Source organism: Variovorax sp. KBW07 (genome assembly GCF_003852515.1).
In the GTDB taxonomy this organism is placed as follows: domain Bacteria; phylum Pseudomonadota; class Gammaproteobacteria; order Burkholderiales; family Burkholderiaceae_C; genus Variovorax.
This window is the reverse complement of record NZ_QAJK01000054.1, coordinates 40,106-62,188: the sequence shown is the minus strand read 5'-3', so window position 1 is coordinate 62,188 and position 22,083 is coordinate 40,106. Positions and strand designations below refer to the sequence as shown.

General features: G+C 66.1%; 32 protein-coding genes. 27 read left to right on the top strand and 5 right to left on the bottom strand.

Annotation, left to right across the window (positions count from 1 at the left end):
- Positions 1-39 precede the first annotated feature (39 nt).
- From rpsJ to DBV14_RS12750, 14 genes are all read left to right on the top strand, one after another.
- Positions 40-354: a 30S ribosomal protein S10 gene (rpsJ, locus tag DBV14_RS12815; RefSeq protein ID WP_007838118.1), complete on the top strand. Its 315-nt coding sequence runs from the start codon at positions 40-42 to the stop codon at positions 352-354.
- A 143-nt stretch (positions 355-497) separates the two neighbouring features.
- Positions 498-2,096 (top strand): hypothetical protein, encoded by a 1,599-nt coding sequence (locus DBV14_RS12810; RefSeq protein ID WP_124459551.1) that lies wholly within the window; start codon positions 498-500, stop codon positions 2,094-2,096.
- Positions 2,097-2,107: 11 nt separating this feature from the next.
- On the top strand, positions 2,108-2,641 hold the full coding sequence (locus DBV14_RS12805; RefSeq protein WP_124459550.1) for a hypothetical protein: 534 nt from the start codon (positions 2,108-2,110) through the stop codon (positions 2,639-2,641).
- A 232-nt stretch (positions 2,642-2,873) separates the two neighbouring features.
- A complete protein-coding gene (gene rplC / locus DBV14_RS12800; protein WP_124459549.1) occupies positions 2,874-3,554 on the top strand; it encodes a 50S ribosomal protein L3 in 681 nt (226 codons plus the stop codon).
- A complete protein-coding gene (gene rplD / locus DBV14_RS12795) occupies positions 3,554-4,174 on the top strand; it encodes a 50S ribosomal protein L4 (RefSeq protein WP_013543942.1) in 621 nt (206 codons plus the stop codon). The genes rplC and rplD overlap by 1 nt, the downstream gene beginning before the upstream one ends.
- Positions 4,171-4,506 (top strand): 50S ribosomal protein L23, encoded by a 336-nt coding sequence (gene rplW, locus DBV14_RS12790; protein WP_007838129.1) that lies wholly within the window; start codon positions 4,171-4,173, stop codon positions 4,504-4,506. The genes rplD and rplW overlap by 4 nt, the downstream gene beginning before the upstream one ends.
- A 2-nt stretch (positions 4,507-4,508) precedes the next feature.
- Positions 4,509-5,333 carry a 50S ribosomal protein L2 gene (gene rplB, locus DBV14_RS12785; protein ID WP_093247294.1) on the top strand — a complete coding sequence of 275 codons (825 nt, stop codon included), beginning with the start codon at positions 4,509-4,511 and terminating at the stop codon, positions 5,331-5,333.
- Positions 5,334-5,343: 10 nt separating this feature from the next.
- Positions 5,344-5,622 (top strand): 30S ribosomal protein S19, encoded by a 279-nt coding sequence (rpsS, locus tag DBV14_RS12780; protein WP_007838132.1) that lies wholly within the window; start codon positions 5,344-5,346, stop codon positions 5,620-5,622.
- Positions 5,623-5,631: 9 nt separating this feature from the next.
- Positions 5,632-5,964, top strand: coding sequence for a 50S ribosomal protein L22 (gene rplV, locus DBV14_RS12775; RefSeq protein ID WP_007838134.1), 333 nt, complete (start codon positions 5,632-5,634; stop codon positions 5,962-5,964).
- A 17-nt stretch (positions 5,965-5,981) separates the two neighbouring features.
- On the top strand, positions 5,982-6,908 hold the full coding sequence (gene rpsC / locus DBV14_RS12770; RefSeq protein ID WP_124459548.1) for a 30S ribosomal protein S3: 927 nt from the start codon (positions 5,982-5,984) through the stop codon (positions 6,906-6,908).
- A gap of 28 nt (positions 6,909-6,936) precedes the next feature.
- Complete coding sequence (rplP, locus tag DBV14_RS12765; RefSeq protein ID WP_021012789.1) at positions 6,937-7,353, top strand: 50S ribosomal protein L16; 417 nt, start codon at positions 6,937-6,939, stop codon at positions 7,351-7,353.
- Between the two features lie 55 nt (positions 7,354-7,408).
- Positions 7,409-7,618: a 50S ribosomal protein L29 gene (rpmC, locus tag DBV14_RS12760; protein ID WP_093247292.1), complete on the top strand. Its 210-nt coding sequence runs from the start codon at positions 7,409-7,411 to the stop codon at positions 7,616-7,618.
- A gap of 9 nt (positions 7,619-7,627) precedes the next feature.
- Positions 7,628-7,897: a 30S ribosomal protein S17 gene (gene rpsQ, locus DBV14_RS12755; protein ID WP_015867662.1), complete on the top strand. Its 270-nt coding sequence runs from the start codon at positions 7,628-7,630 to the stop codon at positions 7,895-7,897.
- A gap of 71 nt (positions 7,898-7,968) precedes the next feature.
- Positions 7,969-8,475 (top strand): peroxiredoxin, encoded by a 507-nt coding sequence (locus DBV14_RS12750; protein ID WP_124459547.1) that lies wholly within the window; start codon positions 7,969-7,971, stop codon positions 8,473-8,475.
- Positions 8,476-8,481: 6 nt separating this feature from the next.
- Here the strand turns inward: DBV14_RS12750 and DBV14_RS12745 are convergent, their stop codons facing one another.
- Positions 8,482-9,069 carry a GNAT family N-acetyltransferase gene (locus DBV14_RS12745; RefSeq protein WP_124459546.1) on the bottom strand — a complete coding sequence of 196 codons (588 nt, stop codon included), beginning with the start codon at positions 9,067-9,069 and terminating at the stop codon, positions 8,482-8,484.
- Positions 9,066-9,776 (bottom strand): cytochrome b/b6 domain-containing protein, encoded by a 711-nt coding sequence (locus DBV14_RS12740; protein ID WP_124459545.1) that lies wholly within the window; start codon positions 9,774-9,776, stop codon positions 9,066-9,068. Before DBV14_RS12740 ends, DBV14_RS12745 begins: the two co-directional genes overlap by 4 nt.
- 166 nt (positions 9,777-9,942) lie before the next feature.
- Between DBV14_RS12740 and DBV14_RS12735 the strand changes: the two genes are divergently transcribed.
- The gene (locus tag DBV14_RS12735) at positions 9,943-10,389 is read left to right on the top strand and encodes a cytochrome c (protein WP_124459544.1); all 447 of its coding nucleotides are present in this window, start codon (positions 9,943-9,945) and stop codon (positions 10,387-10,389) included.
- An 81-nt stretch (positions 10,390-10,470) separates the two neighbouring features.
- Here the strand turns inward: DBV14_RS12735 and DBV14_RS12730 are convergent, their stop codons facing one another.
- On the bottom strand, positions 10,471-10,968 hold the full coding sequence (locus DBV14_RS12730; RefSeq protein WP_124459543.1) for a TlpA disulfide reductase family protein: 498 nt from the start codon (positions 10,966-10,968) through the stop codon (positions 10,471-10,473).
- Between the two features lie 99 nt (positions 10,969-11,067).
- Here DBV14_RS12730 and DBV14_RS12725 point away from each other — a divergent pair, with 99 nt between their 5' ends.
- From DBV14_RS12725 to DBV14_RS12670, 12 genes are all read left to right on the top strand, one after another.
- On the top strand, positions 11,068-11,616 hold the full coding sequence (locus DBV14_RS12725) for a hypothetical protein (protein WP_124459542.1): 549 nt from the start codon (positions 11,068-11,070) through the stop codon (positions 11,614-11,616).
- Positions 11,613-12,881: an MFS transporter gene (locus DBV14_RS12720; protein WP_124459541.1), complete on the top strand. Its 1,269-nt coding sequence runs from the start codon at positions 11,613-11,615 to the stop codon at positions 12,879-12,881. The genes DBV14_RS12725 and DBV14_RS12720 overlap by 4 nt, the downstream gene beginning before the upstream one ends.
- Positions 12,878-13,333: a PTS sugar transporter subunit IIA gene (locus tag DBV14_RS12715; RefSeq protein WP_093247285.1), complete on the top strand. Its 456-nt coding sequence runs from the start codon at positions 12,878-12,880 to the stop codon at positions 13,331-13,333. The genes DBV14_RS12720 and DBV14_RS12715 overlap by 4 nt, the downstream gene beginning before the upstream one ends.
- Complete coding sequence (locus DBV14_RS12710; RefSeq protein WP_124459540.1) at positions 13,302-13,571, top strand: HPr family phosphocarrier protein; 270 nt, start codon at positions 13,302-13,304, stop codon at positions 13,569-13,571. Before DBV14_RS12715 ends, DBV14_RS12710 begins: the two co-directional genes overlap by 32 nt.
- A 9-nt stretch (positions 13,572-13,580) precedes the next feature.
- The gene (ptsP, locus tag DBV14_RS12705) at positions 13,581-15,380 is read left to right on the top strand and encodes a phosphoenolpyruvate--protein phosphotransferase (protein WP_124459539.1); all 1,800 of its coding nucleotides are present in this window, start codon (positions 13,581-13,583) and stop codon (positions 15,378-15,380) included.
- Between the two features lie 203 nt (positions 15,381-15,583).
- A complete protein-coding gene (locus DBV14_RS12700; protein ID WP_124459560.1) occupies positions 15,584-15,910 on the top strand; it encodes a DUF4148 domain-containing protein in 327 nt (108 codons plus the stop codon).
- 131 nt (positions 15,911-16,041) lie between these two features.
- Positions 16,042-16,506: a Spy/CpxP family protein refolding chaperone gene (locus DBV14_RS12695; RefSeq protein WP_124459538.1), complete on the top strand. Its 465-nt coding sequence runs from the start codon at positions 16,042-16,044 to the stop codon at positions 16,504-16,506.
- Complete coding sequence (locus tag DBV14_RS12690) at positions 16,499-17,002, top strand: DUF4260 domain-containing protein (RefSeq protein ID WP_124459537.1); 504 nt, start codon at positions 16,499-16,501, stop codon at positions 17,000-17,002. The genes DBV14_RS12695 and DBV14_RS12690 overlap by 8 nt, the downstream gene beginning before the upstream one ends.
- Positions 16,999-17,379 (top strand): hypothetical protein, encoded by a 381-nt coding sequence (locus DBV14_RS12685; protein WP_260397008.1) that lies wholly within the window; start codon positions 16,999-17,001, stop codon positions 17,377-17,379. Before DBV14_RS12690 ends, DBV14_RS12685 begins: the two co-directional genes overlap by 4 nt.
- Positions 17,380-17,429: 50 nt before the next feature.
- A complete protein-coding gene (locus DBV14_RS12680; protein WP_185546003.1) occupies positions 17,430-18,149 on the top strand; it encodes a response regulator transcription factor in 720 nt (239 codons plus the stop codon).
- Complete coding sequence (locus DBV14_RS12675; RefSeq protein WP_124459536.1) at positions 18,146-19,546, top strand: HAMP domain-containing sensor histidine kinase; 1,401 nt, start codon at positions 18,146-18,148, stop codon at positions 19,544-19,546. Before DBV14_RS12680 ends, DBV14_RS12675 begins: the two co-directional genes overlap by 4 nt.
- Positions 19,547-19,705: 159 nt before the next feature.
- Positions 19,706-20,749, top strand: coding sequence for an NADP-dependent oxidoreductase (locus DBV14_RS12670; protein ID WP_124459535.1), 1,044 nt, complete (start codon positions 19,706-19,708; stop codon positions 20,747-20,749).
- 54 nt (positions 20,750-20,803) lie between these two features.
- On the opposite strand, the gene DBV14_RS12665 is transcribed toward DBV14_RS12670, so the two are convergent.
- The gene (locus DBV14_RS12665; RefSeq protein WP_124459534.1) at positions 20,804-21,127 is read right to left on the bottom strand and encodes a hypothetical protein; all 324 of its coding nucleotides are present in this window, start codon (positions 21,125-21,127) and stop codon (positions 20,804-20,806) included.
- Positions 21,128-21,199: 72 nt separating this feature from the next.
- The gene (locus DBV14_RS12660) at positions 21,200-22,060 is read right to left on the bottom strand and encodes a DMT family transporter (RefSeq protein WP_124459533.1); all 861 of its coding nucleotides are present in this window, start codon (positions 22,058-22,060) and stop codon (positions 21,200-21,202) included.
- Between the last annotated feature and the right edge of the window lie 23 nt (positions 22,061-22,083).

Sequence of the window (22,083 nt, the reverse complement as noted above, 5' to 3'; positions counted from 1 at the left end):
AAGATCCTCGACATCTAAGCCGGACGCAAAGGAATCACCATGGCTACCAAGCAAAAAATCCGCATCCGCCTGAAGGCGTTCGACTACAAGCTGATCGACCAATCGGCTGCAGAAATCGTTGACACCGCCAAGCGCACCGGCGCGATCGTCAAGGGCCCCGTGCCCCTGCCGACCCGCATGAAGCGTTTCGACATCCTGCGTTCGCCGCACGTCAACAAGACGTCGCGCGACCAGCTGGAAATTCGCACGCACCAGCGCCTGATGGACATCGTCGACCCGACCGACAAGACCGTGGACGCGCTGATGAAGCTCGACCTGCCGGCTGGCGTGGACGTCGAGATCAAGCTGCAGTAATTCAGCCTCGCGTCGCGTTTTGACACAAAGCCCGCCAGCAGAAATGCCGGCGGGCTTTGTGCTTTTCGGGGTGGCTGTGGCATCCTCGCGCACCGGCACTTTTCGGTAAATCGGCCGGAGCTGAAACGAGGGCAGCACACGCTATGAACCACAAGTTCTCTTTTGCATTCGCAGCGGCGTCTATTGCCGCGTTGCTGCTCGCGGGCTGCGGTGGTGGGGGCGGAGGAGGCGGTGGTGGGTTCCCCATTCTTCCTCCCGTGGCGGGAGTTCCGGTAACCGTCAGTGGCACAGCGACCTACGAATTTGTCCCGAATCCGAACGGATCCCTGGTGTATGGCGGGACGGCAGTCAAGCCGGTGCGCGGCGCCATGGTGGAAGCGGTCGACGCCGCTTCTTCCGCGCAACTCGCCGTTGCGACCACCGGCGAAAACGGTGCGTATTCGCTGGCCGTGCCGGCGAATACGAACGTCTTCGTGCGCGTGCGGGCGCAACTGACTTACGCAGGCTCCGGTACGAGCTGGGATGTCAGCGTGCGCGACAACACCCAGGCGAACGCCCTGTATTCCATGCAGTCAGCGGCGTTCTCGTCGGGCGTGATCGCATCGACGCACGACCTCCGCGCCGGAACCGGCTGGGACGGCTCCAAATACGCCTCGCAGCGCGTGGCCGCCCCCTTTGCGATTCTCGACACGGTCTACACGGCCATGCAGAAGGTGCTGTCGGTCGCGCCAGCCACGGTGTTTCCGCCGTTGCGCGTGTTCTGGAGCCCGAACAACGCACCGGCCTCCGGCAATCTGGCGGCGGGCCAGATCGGGACCACCTTCTTTTTCCCGCGCAGCACGGGCCGCGAGATCTACGTGCTGGGCAAGGAAGACGTCGACACCGACGAGTTCGATGCGCCTGTGATTGCGCACGAATGGGGGCACTACTACCAGTCGTCCTTCAGCCGTGACGATTCGCCTGGCGGCGATCACTCCGGGGACGATCGCGTCGACCGGCGGCTGGCCTTCTCCGAAGGCTGGGGCAATGCCTGGTCGGGCATCGCACTCAACCGGCGCAACTATGTGGATTCGAAAGGGGTTCGGCAGGCTTTGGGTACCAACCTGGATCTGACGGTCGGGCCGCCGACCAACCCGGGCTGGTTTCGGGAAACGTCGATCCAGTCGATTTTCTGGAACCTGAATCAACAGATCGGCTTCAAGCCCATTCACGACGCGATGACGAGTTTTGCGTTCCGCAGCGGCGCGCCCGTCACGTCGATCCATCCCTTCGCCGCCGCATTCAATGCGACCGCGCCAGGGAGCGCGGCGACCTTGACGGCTTTGCTCGCGGGGCAGGGCATCACCTCCAGCGACGCCTATGGGGCTGGAGAGTCGAACACCGATCAAGCCTCGCCTCCTGTTCCCAACCTGTCGCCTATGTATGGGGTGGTGACGGCGGGCGGCTCGGCGGTGAACGCTTGTATTTCCAACGTCGCCGGCGCGATCAACAAGCTGGGCAACATCGCCTATCTCCGGTTCACGGCACCTGCCAATCGTGACTACCAGTTCTCGGTCACCAACAACTCGGGTGTGGCCGGTGTTCCTGATTTCGACATCTTCAGGGCGGGCGTGGTTACCCGGTCGAGCAACAAGGTCAGCCTGGGGGCGGGCGACTACGTTCTTGCAGTAAGGGATGTGGCGCCCATTGCGGACCTCAGCAATCCTCCAGCGCCCAGATGCTTCAGCGTTCTCGTTCAATAGGAAGGCCAGCCATGAACATCCGTTCCCACTCGACGATGGCGTTGGCATGGCTTGCGCTGGCCGCACTTTCGGTGCCGGCCGCGGCTGACGGCGTGCCGGCCCCGCGTAGCGCCAAGCATTCGGCAGCGCAGCGCGCGGCCCCCATGACCGTGGCCGCCAGGAAGCCCAACGACTCCGGCGTCACCTTGCGCTACCAGCTCGAAACCACGCCGCAGGCCGGCAAGGCGACCACCGTCGTGCTGCAATTCGACGGCGTGAGCCACCCGGATGGCGCGACAGTCCGGCTGGCCACCGATGCCGGTCTCACGCTTTCGGGCAACAGCACGCTGACGCTGCCCACCGGCAAGCGCACTACCGCGAACGTCTCCGTGGTGAGCGAGGGCGAGGGCCTTGCCTACTTGAATGTATTCATCACGCAGGGCAGCGCCACGAGTGCCATTTCCATCCCCATCCAGGCGGGTTCGGCAACGCCCGCCCTGAAGGCGAGCGGCGTCATCAAGTCGACGCCGGACGGGGAAAACATCATTTCGATGCCTGCCAAATAGGCAAAAGAGGCTGAAAAGCCTCTGAAATCCAGCCTGAACAGGCCCCTTGCGCCCTGCGCGGCAAGCGGGCTATAATCGCTGGCTCTGCCCTTGTTGCGTCCGCATGGATGTGGTTCGGACAGAGATTTATCAACCTTCTTTCGCAGGCCGTGCACTTTCGGGAAGCCGGCCAAACGCTGTCGCCAATTGAAGTGGCAGCGGCGAAGGGAGTTTCCATTTTTGGAGAAAACAAATGAGTCTGAGCAACTCCCTCGGGTTGCTGGGCCGCAAGGTGGGGATGATGCGTCTCTTCACCGATGACGGGGACGCAGTTCCTGTCACGGTGGTGGATGTGTCCAACAACCGTGTGACCCAGATCAAGTCCCAAGAGACCGATGGCTACGTCGCCCTGCAGGTGACGTTTGGTTCGCGCAAAGCATCGCGCGTGACCAAGCCCGAAGCTGGCCACCTTGCCAAGGCAGGTGTCGAAGCTGGCGAAATCATCCAGGAATTCCGCGTTACCGCAGATACCGCAGGTCAGCACAAGGCTGGCGGCGTGATCACGGCCAGCAGCGTGTTTTCCGTGGGCCAGAAGGTGGACGTGCAAGGCACCTCCATCGGCAAGGGCTTCGCAGGCACGATCAAGCGCCACAACATGAGCTCGCAACGCGCGTCGCACGGTAACAGCCGTTCGCACAACGTTCCCGGCTCGATCGGCATGGCACAAGACCCCGGTCGCGTGTTCCCCGGCAAGCGCATGACGGGTCACCTCGGCGATGTGACCAAGACCACGCAAAACCTCGATGTGTTCCGCATCGACGAAGCGCGTCAACTGCTGCTCATCAAGGGCGCGATCCCGGGTTCGAAGGGTGGCTTCGTCACCGTGCGTCCCGCCATCAAGGCCAAGCCGCAAGCGGCTGAAGGAGCGAAGTAATGCAACTCGAACTCCTGAACGAACAAGGCCAGGCCGCGTCGAAGTACGACGCCCCCGAGACCGTGTTCGGCCGTGACTACAACGAAGACCTGGTTCACCAGATCGTCGTTGCATTCCAGGCCAACGCCCGCCAAGGCACGCGCGCCCAGAAGGACCGCGAACAGGTCAAGCACTCGACCAAGAAGCCTTTCAAGCAAAAGGGAACGGGCCGCGCCCGTGCCGGTATGACGTCCTCGCCGCTGTGGCGCGGGGGTGGTCGTATTTTCCCGAACATGCCTGACGAAAACTTCTCGCAGAAGATCAACAAGAAGATGTACCGCGCCGGCATGGCCGCCATCTTCTCGCAGCTCGCTCGCGAAGGCCGTCTGGCCGTGGTGGATTCGCTGACCGTGGATTCGCCCAAGACGAAGCCGCTGGCAGCCCGTTTCAAGGCAATGAATCTCGAGTCCGTGCTCGTGATCGCCGAAGAAGTCGACGAAAACCTGTACCTTGCCTCGCGCAATCTGGTCAACATCCTCGTGGTCGAACCCCGTTACGCCGATCCGGTGTCGCTGGTTCACTACAAGAAGGTGCTGGTCACCAAGGGTGCCGTCGACAAGCTCAAGGAGATGTTCGCATGAGCCGCGTGAACCCTACCGCCGCTGAACGTACGTTCGAAGAAGGCCGCCTGATGGCGGTGCTGGTCGCCCCGATCGTGTCCGAAAAGGCAACGATGGTTGGCGAAAAGTCGAACGCTGTCACTTTCAAAGTGCTGCAAGACGCCACCAAGCCCGAGATCAAGGCCGCTGTCGAACTGATGTTCAAGGTCGAAGTCCAGGGCGTGTCGGTGCTCAACACCAAGGGCAAGACCAAGCGCTTTGGCAAGTCCATCGGCCGCCGCGACAACGTTCGCAAGGCCTATGTGACCCTGAAGCCCGGTCAAGAGCTCAACCTCGTCGGGGAAGGCGCTTAATCATGGCCGTCATCAAGATGAAACCCACTTCGCCGGGCCAACGCGGCGCGGTGAAGATTTCGCGTGACCACCTGCACAAGGGTGCTCCTCACGCAGCCCTGCTGGAACCCCAGTTCCAGAAGGCCGGCCGTAACAACAACGGTCACATCACGATCCGTCACCGTGGCGGTGGTTCCAAGCACCACTACCGTGTTGTCGACTTCGTGCGCAACAAGGACGGCATCCCGGCCAAGGTCGAACGCATCGAATACGACCCGAACCGTACCGCCCACATCGCTCTGGTCTGCTACGCCGACGGCGAGCGCCGCTACATCATCGCCCCGCGCGGTCTTGAAGCTGGTGCAACGCTGCTGTCGGGCGCCGAAGCCCCGATCCGCGCCGGCAACACCCTGCCGATCCGCAACATTCCGGTCGGCTCGACGATCCACTGCATCGAACTGCAACCCGGCAAGGGCGCGCAGATCGCGCGTTCGGCCGGCACGTCGGCTACGCTGCTGGCTCGCGAAGGCGTCTACGCCCAGGTCCGCATGCGTTCGGGTGAGGTGCGTCGCATCCACATCGAATGCCGCGCAACCATCGGCGAAGTGGCCAACGAAGAACACAGCCTGCGCCAGCTCGGCAAGGCAGGCGCCAAGCGCTGGAAGGGCATTCGCCCGACCGTCCGCGGCGTCGTGATGAACCCGGTCGACCACCCGCACGGTGGCGGCGAAGGCAAGACTGGCGAAGGCCGCCATCCTGTCGACCCATGGGGCAACCTGACCAAGGGCTATCGCACCCGTAACAACAAGCGCACGCAGGTCTTCATCGTGTCGCGTCGCAAGAAGTAAGGGATAGCCAATGACTCGCTCTCTCAAAAAGGGTCCTTTCGTCGACCACCACCTGGTGGCCAAGGCCGACAAGGCCGTGACGACCAAGGACAAGAAGCCGATCAAGACCTGGTCGCGCCGCTCGATGGTTCTGCCCGAGTTCATCGGTCTGACCATCGCTGTGCACAACGGCAAGCAACACGTGCCTGTGTACATCACCGACCAGATGGTCGGCCACAAGCTCGGCGAATTTGCGCTCACGCGCACGTTCAAGGGGCACCCCGCGGACAAAAAAGTCCAGAAGAAGTAAGGAACGACCATGTCTGAAACACGTGCAGTCCTCCGCGGTGTCCGCCTGTCGGTCGACAAGGGCCGTCTGGTCGCTGACCTGATCCGCGGCAAGAAGGTTGATCAAGCGCTCAACGTTCTGCAATTCACGCAGAAAAAGGCCGCTGTGATCATCAAGAAGGTGCTCGAGTCGGCAATCGCCAACGCCGAGCACAACGACGGTGCCGACATCGACGAGCTGAAGGTCAAGACCATCTACGTCGAGCAAGGTGCAACGCTCAAGCGCTTCACCGCGCGGGCCAAGGGTCGCGGCAATCGCATCAGCAAGCCCACGTGCCATGTGTACGTGACGGTTGGCAACTAAGAAGGCCTGGAAGAAATATGGGACAGAAAATCCACCCAACCGGGTTCCGCCTTGCGGTTACCCGTAACTGGTCCAGCCGCTGGTACGCAAGCGACCGCGATTTCGCGGGCATGCTGGCCGAAGACATCAAGGTTCGCGAATACCTGAAGAAGAAGCTGAAGAACGCTTCGGTCTCGCGCGTCATGATCGAACGTCCCGCCAAGAACGCACGCATCACGATCTACTCGGCACGTCCGGGCGTCGTGATCGGCAAGAAGGGCGAAGACATCGAGAACCTCAAGCGCGAACTGGGCAAGCAGCTCGGCGTGCCGGTTGCAGTCAACATCGAAGAAGTGCGCAAGCCTGAAATCGATGCGCAACTGATCGCCGACAGCATCACGCAGCAGCTCGAGAAGCGGATCATGTTCCGCCGCGCCATGAAGCGCGCCATGCAAAACGCCATGCGTCTGGGGGCCCTGGGCATCAAGATCATGTCGTCGGGGCGCCTGAACGGCATCGAAATCGCTCGTTGCGAGTGGTATCGCGAAGGTCGCGTGCCGCTTCACACCCTGCGCGCCGACATCGACTACGGCACCTCGGAAGCCAAGACCACGTACGGCGTCATCGGCGTCAAGGTCTGGGTTTACAAGGGCGACACGCTGGGTCGTAACGACCTGCCGGCCGTCGAAACGCCGCGTCCGGACGACGAGCGTCGTCCGCGTGGTCCCCGCCGCGATGGCCGCCCTGGTGGCGACCGTCCGGGTGGCGACCGCCGTGGTCCTGGCCCTCGTGCCGGTGGCCGTGGCCCGATCGGTGGCAACACCGCACCGGCCGATGGCAGCGACAAGCCCGCAGAAGCGACTGGTGGAGCTCCGGCTGCACCGGGTGCAGACTCGAAACCCGCCGTTAAGCGCGTCCGCAAAGCCGCGCCAGCTGCAGCAGCTGACGGTGCCAAGACCGAGTGATCGGTCTTAGAACTACGGAGTATTAAAAATGCTGCAACCTGCACGCAGAAAGTTCCGCAAGGAACAAAAGGGCCGCAACACCGGCATCGCAACCCGGGGTAACTCGGTTGCCTTCGGTGACTTCGGTCTCAAATGCACCGACCGCGGTCGCCTCACGGCACGCCAGATCGAAGCCGCTCGCCGCGCAATTTCGCGTCACGTGAAGCGCGGTGGCCGTATCTGGATCCGCGTGTTCCCGGACAAGCCAATCTCGACCAAGCCCGCCGAAGTTCGGATGGGTAACGGCAAGGGCAACCCCGAGTACTACGTCGCTGAAATTCAGCCTGGCAAGATCGTGTTCGAGATCGTCGGCGTGCCCGAAGAACTCGCCCGCGAAGCGTTCCGCCTGGCCGCCGCCAAGCTTCCGCTGCGCACGACTTTCGTCGCTCGCCAGCTCGGCGCCTGAGAGGAGAACATCCATGGCAACACGTAAGAAAAAAGAAACCGCGGCTCCGGCCAAGGTGACCAAGGCTGCAACCCTGCGCACGAAGGACGTCGCAGGCCTGCAAGCTGAAGTCAAGGAACTGCAAAAGGCCCATTTCGGTCTGCGCATGCAGAAAGCCACGCAACAGCTGTCGAACACCTCGACGCTGCGCGTGACGCGCCGCGACATCGCGCGCGCCAAGACCATTCTTGCGCAGAAGCAGCAAGAAACCCAAGCCGCCAAGTAAGGAGTGAACATGACGGAAGCTAAAAAATCCCTCAAGCGCACCTTGATCGGCAAGGTGGTCAGCGACAAGCGTGCCAAGACCGTGACCGTGCTGGTCGAGCGCCGTGTGAAGCACGAGCTCTACGGCAAGATCGTGGCCAAGACGAGCAAGTACCACGCCCATGACGAAAAGGGCGAGTACAAGCTGGGTGACACCATCGAGATCACGGAAAGCCGTCCGATCTCGAAGACCAAGAACTGGGTTGTGACCCGCTTGGTCGAGAAGGCCGTGCTGGTCTGATCTTCGAGTCGTACGACTCAACCGGAAACGGCCCACAATGTGGGCCGTTTTTCTTTTTCAGGAGCAAATCAATGATCAAAGTCGGTGACACCCTTCCTTCGGCCACCCTGCAGGAATATTCCGAAGTCGAGGGCGAAGGCTGCAGCATCGGTCCGAACCCCGTGGACGTGGCCAAGGCAACGGCCGGCAAGACCATCGCGCTGTTCGCACTGCCGGGCGCTTTCACGCCCACCTGCTCGGCCAAGCATGTGCCGGGCTACGTGCAGCATTTCGACGACTTCAAGGCCGCCGGCGTGGACGAGATCTGGTGCGTGAGCGTGAACGACGCGTTCGTGATGGGCGCCTGGGCACGCGACCAGAAGACTGGCACCAAGGTGCGCATGCTGGCCGACGGCAGCGCCGATTTCGCCAAGGCCACCGGCCTCACGCTCGACCTGAACGGCCGCGGCATGGGCCTGCGCAGCAACCGCTACTCGATGCTCGTGAAAGACGGCAAGGTCGCGACGCTCAACGTCGAAGCACCGGGCAAGTTCGAAGTCAGCAACGCCGAGACGCTGCTGGCCCAGGCTCGCGGCTGAGCGAGCCTAGAGCTCTACCTTCAGGTAGTGCGCCCCGGCAACGGGGTTGTGATAGTAGGGCGGCACTTCCGCGAAGCCCAGGTCTTCGTAGAGTGCCCGCGCGGACTCCATGTCGTCGAGCGTGTCGAGCAGCACGCAGGCATAGCCCGCGCCGCGGGCGGCATCGAGCGTGGCCTCGGCCAACTGGCGGCCCAGGCCCAGCCCGCGAAAACCGGGGCGAACGTACAGCCGCTTCATTTCCGCCGCATTGGCGTAGTCGACGCTGTCGAGCGGGCGCAACGCGCAGCAGCCCGCAATGTGCGCCAGCGTGCCGTCGGCGCGCCGCAGCGTCGGGGAGCGGCGGCCGGCTTCCTCCTTGACGTTGGCCGGATCGACCAGCGCCAGCAGCAGGTGCCCGCGCGGCTCGGCGTATTCGCCGGGCAGCTCGGCCAATTCACCGTCGAAATCCTGGAAGTCCAGGTCGATGCCCAGCGACGCCGCATAGTCGCGGAAGATCGCGCGCGTGGCATCGATTTCGTGGGCCTCTTCAGGCGTGAGCAGCACGACGGCCGGCATGTCCGACAGCGGCAGGGGACGTGAAACGGAAGAGCTCATAAGCGCAACGACGCCACCCAGTAAGCCACGCCCGCGCACAGCACGAACAGCACCAGCGCCAGCCAGCGCGATGCCGCATCGTCACGGCTCGGCGCAACATTTCCGTTCGCGGCCGAGACCTGCTTGTCGCCCGTCACCATCGGCCGCACCAGGCGATGCCGCTTCACGAGCACATAGAACAGCACGGCCAGCACATGCAGGCTGGCGAGCGCAATCACGATCCACTTGCCCTGCGCCTTGTGCCAACCCGTGGCAAAGCTCACCACCTCGCCGGACACGAAGCGCGTGAGCGGCCCCGAGGCCGAAATTTCGTCGTCCGCCATCAGCCCGGTGGCGACCTGCAGCGCAAGAATGGCCAGCACAGCGAAAACCGACAGCGCCCCCAGCGGCGTGTGGCCGATCAGGTGGTCTGGATGGGCCCGTCCGCGCAGGTAGGCCACCACGGAGCCGGGTCCGTAGAAGAAAGACGCAAAGCGCGACCAGCGTCCGCCCACGAAGCCCCAGAGCAGGCGGAACAGCAGCAGGGCGAGCACCGTGTACCCGAGGCGGAAGTGCCATTCCATGATGCCGTTCAGGCCGGTGCCGATAAGCCCGAGCACGGCGACGGCAAGCGCCCAGTGGAAGAGGCGCGTCGGCAGGTCCCAGACACGTGTGCGCGCTTCGCTGCTTGAGCGCGCGTGGACGGCTGCCACGGAGGAATCGGTCATCGAAAAAGGGCGCGGGGCGCGATGCTGCGGAAGGCGCAGATTAGCAAAGTCCGGGCCCCACCCTGCTTCGGGTTGTTGCTATGCGCACGACACGGCGTGCCCCTACACTCGGCCGCAGCGCCGCGTTCGACGGCGTTTTGTCCCCACATACGAGGAAGAATCCACGATGAACCGATTTGCTTCACTCGCCCTTGCAGCCGCCTGCGCTGCGACGGCCCTGCCCGCCGCGGCCCAGTTCGCCAAGCCCGAGGACGCCATCAAGTACCGCCAGAGCGCGTTGTTCGTGATGGGCCAGCACTTCACCCGCCTGGGCGCCATGGCCAATGGCCGCGCACCCTACGACGCAGCGGCCGCCGCGGCCAATGCCGAGATCGTGGCCGACATGGCGAAGCTGCCCTGGGCGGCTTTCGGCCCCGGCACCGAGGGCGGCAAGGCCAAGCCTGAAATCTGGAAGGAAGACGCGAAGTTCAAGGAACGCCAGCAGAAGCTGATCGAGGAAACCGGCAAGCTGGTAACGGCTGCCAAGGCTGGCAACCTCGATGCGCTCAAGGCCCAGTTCGGCCCGACCGCCGCGAGCTGCAAGGCCTGCCACGATAGCTTCCGCAACCAGTAAGCGGCTTCGGCTTCAGGCCGGCTCCAAGAACAAAAGGCGCTCTTCCGGGAGCGCCTTTTTGCGTTTGGGCGAGGCCAGGAATCAGGCTTCGGCCAGCAGCTTCTCGATCAGCTTGTGCAGCTCGGCAAAGTCGGGCTCGCCCACATAGCGCTTCACGATCTCGCCGCGCTTGTTGACCAGGTAGGTGGTCGGCGTGAGCTTCACGTCGCCCCAGGCCTGCGCCACGCTGCCGGTGTTGTCGATCGCCACCTTGAACGGCAGCTTGCGCGTTTCGGCAAAATTGACGACATAGCTCGGCGGGTCGTAGCTCATGGCCACCGCCAGCGTGTCGTAGCCCTGTGACTTGTACTTGTCGTAGGTTGCGATGACCTTGGGCATCTCGCCCACGCAGGTCACGCAGCTGGTGGCCCAGAAGTTGACCAGCGTGACCTTGCCCTTCATGTCGGCGGTGCTCTTTTGCGTGCCGTCGAGCAGCACGAAGGTCGAGGCCGGCGCTGCCGTGGTGCCGGAGCCGAGGTACACGCCCACGCCGACGGCCAATGCAAGAGCGACGGCAGCGGCAGCGATGTATTTTTTCATGGCAGCGTAGAGAGAAGGGCGGCGCGATTTTAGTTCCGCCCGCCGGATCGTGCTGGCAGGCGCTGCGCAGGCCCCGGGGCGGCCGATAATCGCGTCCCCATGCAGCCGCCCTCGTTGCCCGCTCTTCATTCCTGGCTCGTGCTGGCCGCGGCGGCCGTGCTCGCAGCTTGCAGCCCCACCTTCAACTGGCGCGAAGTGCCGATCGCCGAATCGGGCCTCGTCGCACTGCTGCCCTGCAAGCCCGACCGCGCCAACCGCGCCCTGCCGTTGGGCGCCGAATCCGTGAAGGTCGACATGACCGGCTGCGAGACCGGCGGCGCCACCTTCGCCATTGCCCACGCCGCCGCCAACAGCCCCGTGCAGGCCGAGGCATGGCTCAATGCCTGGCGTGCCGCCACACGCAGCCAGCTGGCCGAGGCGCAGGTAGCCGAATCGCCCGCTGCCCTGCAGCGCGCCACCGCCGTGCCCGCGCCGCTGCGCCTCGACGCGCAGCCATCGCCACAGCAGGGCGCCGCACCCGTCCAGGTGCTCTGGTTCGCCCAGTCGCAGAAAGACGGCTCCGTGGCGCTCTACCAGGCCACCGTGCTGGGCAAGCCCTCGTCGCCCGAAGCCGCCAAGATCTTCTTCGAGGGCCTGCGCCTCCCATGAGCGGCGGCATGCTGGTCGGGCGGCGGCAGATCGCCACCGTGTTCCTGGCCTTTGCCTTCGCGTATTTCCTCTCGACGCTGGTGCGCGCCATCACGGCCACGCTGTCGCCCACGCTCACCGCCGAATTCGAACTCGAGGCGCGCGACCTCGGCCTGCTCGCGGGCGGCTACTTCCTCGGCTTCGCCTTTACCCAATTGCCCATGGGCACCTGGCTCGACCGCCATGGCCCCAAGCGCGTGGTCGTCAGTTTTCTTTGCGTCGCGGTGGTCGGTTGCCTGCTGTTCTCGGTGGCCACGCATTTCTCGCTGCTGCTGGCTGCGCGCGTGCTCACGGGCATCGGCGTCAGCGCCTGCCTGATGGCGCCGCTCACCGGCTACAGGCGCTGGCTGGCGCCGCCGATGCAACTGCGCAGCAACTCGTGGATGCTGATGGTCGGTTCGTTCGGCCTGGTCGGCGCCACGCTGCCGGTGCACTGGCTGATGCCGTACCTGGGCTGGCGGCCGCTGTTCTGGTTGCTGGCGGCGGGCGTGGTGGTGTCTATGGCCTTGATCGCGTGGACCGCGCCGGCGTGGCGCCACAACCTGGCCGCCGACGCGCCGGACGATGCCGCTCCCGACACGGCCCCGGCCGGCGCAGGCTACGCCGCCGTGTGGCGCGACCCCTTCTTCCGCAAGCTCGCGCCCATCGGCTTCTTCAACTACGGCGGCTTCGTCGCCATGCAGACGCTCTGGGCCGTGCCCTGGCTCACGCGCGTGGCGGGCTACGCGCCGTACGACGCGGCCAATGCGCTGTTCTGGATCAGCATCGCGCTGCTCGGCACCTACTGGCTCTGGGGCGTGGCCAACCCGTGGCTCGCGCAGCGCGGCATTCCGGCGGCTCGCCTCATGGCCTGGTGCCTGCCCGCCGCGATGGCCGTGTTTGCTGCCATTTTGATAGCGGGACCCGCAGCGGGCACGGGTGCATGGGCCTTCTTTTTGTGCGTCTCGACGGTGGTCACGCTGGCCCAGCCGGCGGTCGCCATGGCTTTGCCTCCGGCGCTTGCGGGCCGGGCGCTGTCGGCCTACAACCTTGTGGTGTTCGCCGGGGTCTTCGTGGTGCAGTGGGGCATCGGCCTGCTGATCGATCTTTTCATCGGCGGCGGGCTCGACACGGTGGCCGCCTTCCGTGCGGCAATGTCCGTTTTTCTGGGCTGCTGCGTTGTGTCGTATATCTACTTCCTCTGGGCGCCCCCGCATAATCGACGCGTCGTCCTTCGTCCCGCATGAACAGCATTCTCATCATCGCCCACTCACCGTTCGCGCAGGCGCTGCGGCAGTGCGCGCTGCATGTGTTTCCCGACTGCGAGCAGGCCGTCATCGCGCTCGACGTGCTGCCCAACGTGTCGCCCGAAGAAACGCTGGCCGCCGCCCGCATCACGCTCGCGCAGCAGCTGCATGCGCCGCGCTCGCAGGTGCTGGTGCTGGCCGATGTGTTTGGCGCCACGCCCTGCAACGTGGCGCAGAAGCTGGTCGATGGCGTGCGTTCGCGGCTGGTGGCGGGCGTCAACCTGCCGATGCTGCTGCGCGCCGTCACCTACCGCCACGAACCGCTCGACACGCTCGTGCAGCGCGCCATTGCGGGCGGCACCGCGGGTGTCATGCAAGTCGCCGTGGCGGCTCCCCAGAACCAGGCAAAAAGAAAGCACAGTGATCAAGAAATCCGTGACCATCAGCAATAAGCTGGGCCTGCACGCACGCGCATCGGCCAAGCTGACCAAGCTCGCAGGCAGCTTTCCCTGCGAGGTGTGGCTCTCGCGCGGCGACCGCCGCATCAATGCCAAGAGCATCATGGGCGTCATGATGCTGGCCGCCGGCCTGGGCTCCACCGTCGAGCTCGAAACCAACGGCCAGCAGGAAGAAGAAGCCATGAACGCCATCGTCCAGCTCATGGACGACAAGTTCGGCGAAGGCGAATAAGGCAGACCCATGACCTTTGCAGTCCACGGCCTCCCAGTCGCCCGTGGCATTGCCATCGGGCGCGCGGTGCTGGTGGTGTCCAGCCGCATCGACGTGGCCCACTACTTCATCAAGCCCGAAGAGATCGACACCGAAATCGACCGCGTGCGCACCGCGCGCAATGCGGTGGCCGACGAGCTCATCAAGCTGCAGGCCAGCGTTGCGCAGATGGGCCCGAACGACGCGCCGCACGAGCTTGCGGCCCTGCTTGAAGTGCACCAGATGCTCCTGCAAGACGAAGCCTTGAGCGGCGGCGTCAAGCACTGGATCAGCGAGCGCCTGTACAACGCCGAATGGGCGCTGACCACGCAGCTCGAAATCATCGCGCGCCAGTTCGACGAGATGGAGGACGAGTACCTGCGCGAGCGCAAGGCCGACCTCGAGCAGGTGGTCGAGCGCATCCTGCACCGCATGAAGGGCACCGCCGCCGTGCTGGCGCCGAGCCCGCCGCGCCGCAAGCGCGCCGCCCACACCGACGAAGACGACGACCCCACCGCGGGCGACGGCATCGACGTGCCGCTGGTGCTGATTGCGCACGACCTCTCGCCGGCCGACATGCTGCAGTTCAAGAAGAGCGTGTTCGCCGGCTTCGTGACCGACGTGGGCGGACGCACCTCGCACACCGCCATCGTCGCGCGCAGCATGGACATCCCGGCCATCGTCGGTGCGCGCACCGCGAGCCAGCTGGTGCGCCAGGACGACTGGGTCATCATCGACGGCGATGCCGGCGTGATGATCATCGACCCCTCGCCGATCATCCTGGCCGAGTACGGCTTCAAGCAGCGCCAGGGCGATCTCGAACGCGGGCGCCTTGCACGGCTGCGCCACAAGCCGGCCGTCACGCTCGACGGCCAGCGCGTCGAGCTGCTCGCCAACATCGAGATGCCCGAAGACACCGTGGGCGCCGTCAAGGCCGGTGCCGTGGGCGTGGGCCTGTTCCGCAGCGAATTTCTCTTCATGGGCCGCGAGTCGTCGGCACGCCAGACCCGCCTGCCCGACGAGGAAGAGCAGTACCAGGCCTACAAGCGCGCGGTCGAGGGCATGCAGGGCATGCCCGTCACCATCCGCACCATCGACGTGGGCGCCGACAAGCCGCTCGACAGCAAGTCGGCCAACAAGCAGGAGCACCTGAACCCCGCGCTCGGCCTGCGCGCCATTCGCTGGAGCCTGGCCGACCCCGCCATGTTCCTCACGCAGCTGCGCGCCATTCTTCGCGCGGCGGCGCACGGTGAAATCCACCTGCTGATTCCCATGCTCGCGCACGCCAGCGAGATCCGCCAGACGCTCTCGCTGATCGACTTCGCGCGCGCCGAACTCGACAACCGCGGCGCGGTGTACGGCCACGTGAAGCTCGGCGCCATGATCGAGATACCGGCGGCCGCGCTCACCCTGCGCATCTTCCTCAAGCACTTCGATTTTCTTTCCATCGGCACCAACGATCTGATCCAGTACACGCTGGCCATCGACCGGGCCGACGAGTCGGTGGCGCACCTGTACGACCCCGCGCACCCAGCCGTGTTGAAGCTGGTGGCCGACACCATCGCCGAGTGCCGGCGCCAGGGCAAGGGCGTGTCGGTGTGCGGCGAAATGGCCGGCGACGTGGCCTTCACGCGCCTGTTGCTGGGCCTGGGGCTGCGCAGCTTCTCCATGCACCCTTCGCGCATCCTCGCGGTCAAGCAGGAAGTGCTGCGGGCCGACACCGGCAAGCTCGAAGCCTGGGCCAAGGGCGTGCTCGAGCAGGACGACCCCGGCGCCGCGCTCGCGGGCTGAGCGCGCCTTCGGCGCATCGCGGCAACTACTGCGAAAGCAATAGCGCTGCAATAAAACGAAACACGCCGATACCGCGGCGAAAGGACTTGCGACCAGTGCGCAAGCACGATCAGGCCTCCTCATTCACTCCCTGAAAGGCCTGCATCGTGAAATCTCTTTCCTCCCTCTCCTTCACCCAGATCGTTGCCGTCGGCTCCTTCGCCATGCTCGCCGCTGCCGGCGCCAAGGCCGAAAGCTATGAAGGCGTGCAAGCACTCGTGTCGGCCAAGAGCCGCACCGAGGTCAGCGCCGAAGCCGTGCGCACCGCATCGGCACCGAACCAGAACGTCGTGCGCGGTTCGCGCGGCGCCGAGACCATGGCCGTGTCGACCGACCGCGCCAGCGTGGTCGCCGAAGCCGTGCGCACCGCGGCCGCGCCCGACCAGAACGTGTCTTCGGGCTCGCGCGTGAACAGCAAGGTCATCTCGACCCTGCAGAACCCCGTCGACGCCCGCGCCGCGGCAGCCAACGCCAAGAGCAGCCGCCTGTAAACGGCACGGGTTCGTTGCCGCCTTCGCGCCGCAATAAACCGAAACACGCCGATACCGCGGCGAGAGGACTTGGCCCGGTGCCCAACGCACCATCGAGCTTTCTCCTCACAAGACAACACCAAGGACTTGATATGAAGCACTGGATCAAACGCACTCTCTTCGGTTTCGCCGGCGCCGCCGTCGTGGCCGGCAGCATTGCCGGCTGTGCCGGCCAACGCCATGGCTGGGGCGGCGACAGCGCCGAGTTCCGCGCCAAGATGGTCGAACGCGTGGGCAGCAAGCTCGAACTCGATGCCGCGCAAAAGCAGAAGCTCACCGTGCTGGCCGAGAAGCTGCAGGCACAGCGTGAAGCGATGCGCGGCGCTGGCGGCTCGGGCGACCCGCGCTCGCAGTTCAAGGCACTGTTCGCCGGCAACAAGCTCGACCAGGCGGGTGCCTCGCGGTTCGTCGAAGAGAAGGCGGCCGTGGTACGCAGCGGCAGCCCCGAAGTCATCGCCGCGGCGGCCGACTTCTTCGACAACCTGAACGCGGCACAGCAACAGAAGGTGCGCGACTTCATGGACCGCGGCGGCCGCCGCTGGGGCCGTCATGGCTGAGTCGTTCTCCGCACTTGCGCACGTGCCGCGGCGCGGCCCGGTGCCCGCGCCACGGGTGTCGTCGGTTTCATCGGCTTCGTGGGTCTCCCGCCTGAAGTCTTCCGCGACCGAAACCAACGCCGCCGCCGGTGGCGTGCGCACGATACTGCGGCTCGAAGGCGCGGTGGTGCTGGCCGCGTCGCTGGCGGCCTACGCGCAGTTCGGCGCAGGCTGGGGCGTGTTCGCGCTCTGGCTGCTGGTGCCCGACCTCGCCTTTCTCGGCTACCTGGCCGGTCCGCGCGTGGGCGCGGCGCTGTACAACGCCGCGCACTCGTACCTCGGTGCGGTGGCGTTGCTGGCCATCGGCGTTCTGGCCGCGATGCCGTGGGCCGTGGCCGGCGGCCTGATATGGTCCGTCCACATCGGGCTCGACCGCATGCTCGGCTACGGCCTGAAGTACGCCTCGGGCTTCAACCTCACGCACCTGGGCCGCATCGGCCGGGCCGATCCGTGGTGAGCGGCGCCGTCCGCACGCTGCGCCCTTCGGTCGCGCGCACCTGGATGCTGACCGAAGCGCTGGCGCTCGGCACCGCATCCATGGTGCACGCCGGCCGGCTCGTGCCGGGCTTTGCGCATGCGCAGGCCCGCACGGCCGAAGCGGTGATCGCCGTGGTGCTGGTGCTCGCCTCGGTCGAGACCTGGCTGCGCCCGGGCGATGCACGCCGCGCCGCGATTTTCGGGCAGGGCTTTGCGCTGCTCGGCACGCTGGTCGGCCTGGCCACCATCGTCGCGGGCATCGGCCCGCGCACGGTGCCCGACGTGATCTATCACGCGCTGTTGCTCGCCCTGCTTGCAGCGGGCCTGACCTGGGCGGTGCGATGCCGGCCGGTTTGATGGTGAGCGAAGTCATCCGCCATTTCCTGGCCAGAAGGCACAATCCCGCCATGCCGCGCATCCTGCTGATCGACGACGACGAACACCTCGCCGCGCCGCTGACCACCTATTTCGCACGCTTCGGCTGCACGCTCGAAAGCGCCGTGCGCCCCAGCGAAGGCCTGGCCAAGCTGCGCGCGGGCCACTACGACGCGGCCATCCTCGACGTGATGCTGCCCGAGATGGACGGCTTCGAGCTGTGCCGCGAGATCCGCAAGGAAAGCGACATTCCCATCGTGATGCTCACCGCCCGCGGCGAAGTGATGGACCGCGTGGTCGGCCTCGAACTGGGCGCCGACGACTACGTGCCCAAGCCCTTCGAGCCGCGCGAGCTGGTGGCGCGCGTGCAGACCATCCTGCGGCGCCAGCGCAACACGCCGCCCGCGGGGAACGGCAATGGCAACGGCAACAACAACAGCGGCGCGCAGCACCGCGTGTTCGACGGCCTGTCGATCGACCTCGACCGGCGCCAGGTGCTGCGCCACGGCGAGCGCGTCGAGCTCACCGGCACCGAGTTCGAGCTGCTGGCGCTGCTGGCGGCCGAGCCCGGCAAGGTGTTCAGCCGCGACGACATCCTGAACCGGCTGCGCGGCCACGAGGCCGAGCTGTACACGCGCGCGGTCGACATCGTGGTGAGCCGCCTGCGCAAGAAACTGGAGCCGCTGGACTGCATCAAGACGCTGCGCAATGCCGGCTATGCGCTGGCCGTGGCGCGCAGCGAGCCCGCATGAACCTGCGCCGCAGAGACCACCGCCAGGCATGGCGCGAGATGGCGTGCCGCCGCGAGGAAATGCGCAAGCAGTGGCACGCGCAGTGGCACGAAAAAGTGCAGGGCAAGCGCCGCTGGCGCCGGTCGCTGCGCATGCGGCTGGTCATGATGTTCGTCATGCTGGCGCTGGTGATGGCGGCGGTGTTCATGGCGGGCATGAAGAAGTCTTTTTCCACCGGCTGGGCCGAGGCCGCGCAGCCGATGCTGGTGGACTATGCCGACCGGCTCGTCGCAGAGCTCGGCACGCCGCCCGACGTGGCACGCGCGCAGGCGCTGGTGAACCGCTTGCCCATCACCATTCGCATCGTCGGGCCGACCGTCAACTGGGACTCGAACCCCGGCGGCATGAACAGCCCCGGCGGCTGGATGCACGACCGCGACGAGGAGCGGCAGGGCAACGACAGGTGGTTCATCCGTCCCACGGCCGATGGCCACCGCGTGATCTTCGGCTGGGCGCCCAGGCTCTGGCAGTTCGCGCCGCGCACCGCCGGGTGGGCCACGCTCTGCGTGCTGCTGCTGCTGGTGATACTGGCCTATACCTTCGTGAGCCGCCTGCTGCGGCCGCTGATCGACATTCGCGAAGGCGCACAGCGCTTCGGCCGCGGCGAGTTCAAGCAGCCCATTCCGATCCGCCGCAACGACGACCTTGGCGACCTTGCGCAGCACATCAACACCATGGCCAACGACATCCAGGCCATGCTCGATGCCAAGCGCGGCCTGCTGCTGGCACTGAGCCACGAGCTGCGTTCGCCGCTCACGCGGGCCCGGCTCAATGCCGAGTTGCTGCCCAACACGCCCGAAGGCCAGGCCGAGCGCGAGGCGCTGCTGCGCGACCTGAACGAGATGCGCGACCTGATCAGCGACCTGCTCGAAAGCGAGCGCCTGGCAAGCCCGCACGTGGCGTTGCAGCGCGAGCCGGTCGACCTGGCGGTGCTGATTCGCGAGACCGTGGCCGAGTTGCCCGGCGCGCAGGACGTGCACCTCGACCTGGCCGAAGGCCTGCCGGCGCACGGCGTCGACCGCATGCGCGTTCGCCTGCTGGTGCGCAACCTGCTCGACAACGCCTTGCGCTACAGCGCCGACGCGCCCCGGCCGCCCTGCGTGTCGCTGCGTGCAGTGCTGGACGGCCAGAAGCAGGGCGTCGAGATCGAGGTGCGCGACCACGGCCCCGGTGTCGACGAGGCACAGCTCGAGCGGCTGACAGAGCCCTTCTATCGCACCGACGGCGCCCGCGCGCGCGCCACCGGTGGCGTGGGCCTCGGCATGTACCTGTGCCGGCTGATCGCCGAGGCGCACGGTGGCGCGCTCACGGTGCGCAATGCGCATCCGGGCCTGCAGATCATCGCGCGGCTCGGCTGAGTTGCGTGCTTGCCGGCGGCCAGTACGTGGCCGAGGTGAATCACCCGATGGGGCGGAGCCTCTTGCGGGCCGCCGCGGTGCTGTCGCCTGCGCTACCAGCCTGCCGGTAGCGCGCGGCTACGATGCGCCTGCGTGCCAGCCGTCAACCAAGGAGACATCATGAGCAGCCCTCTCACCAACCACCAGGTCCGCCTCGCCAAGCGCCCCGAAGGCACGGCCACCCGCGAACACTGGCGCTTCACCACCGAGCCCGTCGGCGAGCCCGAAGAGGGCGGCGTGCTGGTCAAGACGCTGTCGCTGTCGCTCGACCCGGCCATGCGTGGCTGGCTCAACGACGCCAAGAGCTACATCCCGCCCGTGGCCATCGACGAAGTGATGCGCGCCGGCGGCATCGGCCGCGTCATCGCCTCGAGGAATCCGCAGTTCGCGGTGGGCGACACGGTATACGGCACGCTCGGCGTGCAGGAATACATCGTCATTGCGCAGGACCAGGTCAAGCGCAACGGCCTGGTGAAGGTCGACCTGAATGTGGGCACCATCGGCCAGTGGCTCAACGTGCTCGGCATGCCCGGCATGACCGGCTACTTCGGCCTGATGGACGTGGGCCAGCCCAAGCCCGGCGAAACGGTGGTGGTGTCGGGCGCGGCCGGCGCGGTCGGCCAGACCGTGGGCCAGCTCGCCAAGATCAAGGGCTGCCGCGTGGTAGGCATCGCCGGCGGCGAAGCCAAGTGCAAGTGGGTGGTCGACGAGCTGGGCTTCGACGCCTGCATCGACTACAAGGCCGGCGAGGGCGCGGTGCGCGCGGGCCTGAAGGAACACTGCCCCAAGGGCGTGGACATCTACTTCGACAACGTCGGCGGCGAAATTCTCGACCAGGTGCTGGCCAAGCTGGCGCGCAAGGCCCGCATCATCATCTGCGGCGCCATCAGCCAGTACAACAACGCCAACAGCATGCCGGCCGCCGGGCCGCGCAACTACCTGAGCCTGCTGGTGAACCGCGCGCGCATGGAAGGCATTGTGGTGTTCGACTACGCCGACCGCTACCCGATTGCCATCGCCGAGCTGGCCGGCTACCTGAAAGACGGGCGCATGAAGAGCAAGGAAGATGTGGTGCAGGGCCTCGACACCTTCCCCGAATCGCTGAACAAGCTGTTCGCGGGGCAGAACTTCGGCAAGCTGGTGCTGCAGGTGGCCAGCGCTTAAGAAGCGAAGCGCGAACGAACCGGGGGAGGCCATCCCCCGGGCTGCCAGAGCGGCTCAGTCCGCGGCGGGGCGCATCGGGATGTCGCCCATGGCGTCGTCCTCGCGCAGGCCGCGCGCGGCCTTCAGCAGTTCGATCGACAGGCCGTCGCTCTGGCCCGCGAAACCCTTGGCAACACCTTCCAGCACCGTCGACAGGCCGGCTTCGCCGTCGTCGCGGGCGTCCAGGCTGATGTTCAGGACGCGGGCCGCCATCTGCCGGTAGGTGATGGCGCCGGCGCCTTCGAGCGCGGCCACCAGGTCGAGGTACAGCGCCAGGTTCAGGTCGAACACCAGCTTGGGCGTGATCTCGAAATCGTCGTTCTTGTTCTTCTGATCCATGAGGGGCTCCTTTTTTTCCTGAGCCTCCACTCTAGCCAGAAAAATGGCCCCGGCCCGTCGGACGCGGGCGCTTCAGCGTGCGCGAGTGCCCATCAATGCTGCCGAGACGATGAGCCAGGCGGCCAGCACGATGGTCCACGTCAGCGGCCGGCCCGTCACGAGCAGCAGCAACGCGGTCGAGCCCAGGGGCGTGAGGTAGCTCAGGATGCCGATGCGCCGCGCGTCGCCGCGCTTGAGCGCCATGTCCCACACGAAGAAAGCCGCGCCGAGCGGGCCCAGGCCGCACAGCACGACCAGCAGCCAGTCTTGCCCCGACAACGCCACGGATGGTTCGAGCAGCGCGTGGCAGGCCAGCGACAGAACGCCCGAGACCAGCCCGAACAGGCCGACGGCGGAAGTCGGGAATGCCGCGACGCGTTGCGTCCAGAGCGAATAGCTGGCCCACACGAAGGCCGAGGCCAGCGCGGGCAGGAAGCCCCAGTAGCCCCAGTCCCCCGGGGCGGCCGTGGCCGTTGTCATGGCGGCATTGCGCGTGCCGAGAATCGCCACCGCCGCGCCCACGAAGCCCAGCAGGCCGGCCACCAGGTGCAGCGGTCGCAGCGTCATGCCCGGCAGCAGCACCGGCGCCAGCACCACCATGAGCAGCGGCCACAGGTAGTTGACGAGGTTTGCCTCGACCGGTGGCGCGTGCCGCAGCGCGATGAACAGCAGGAAGTGAAAGCCGAACAGGCCGTAGATGCCCAGCGCCAGCGTGCAAAGCGGCACGCGCCACGCGTTGCGGTCGTGCAGCACCAGCGGCCAGCTCGGCACGCTGCCGATGACCAGCGCGAGCCCGGTCAGCAGGAAGGGCGGCAGGTGCGAAAGGGCGGTGCCGAGCGAGGCGAGCGTGGCCCAGAGCGCGATGGCGAGCAGGGCGTGGAAGGTGGGCGACATGAGCGCCGAGGCTAAGCCGGCCG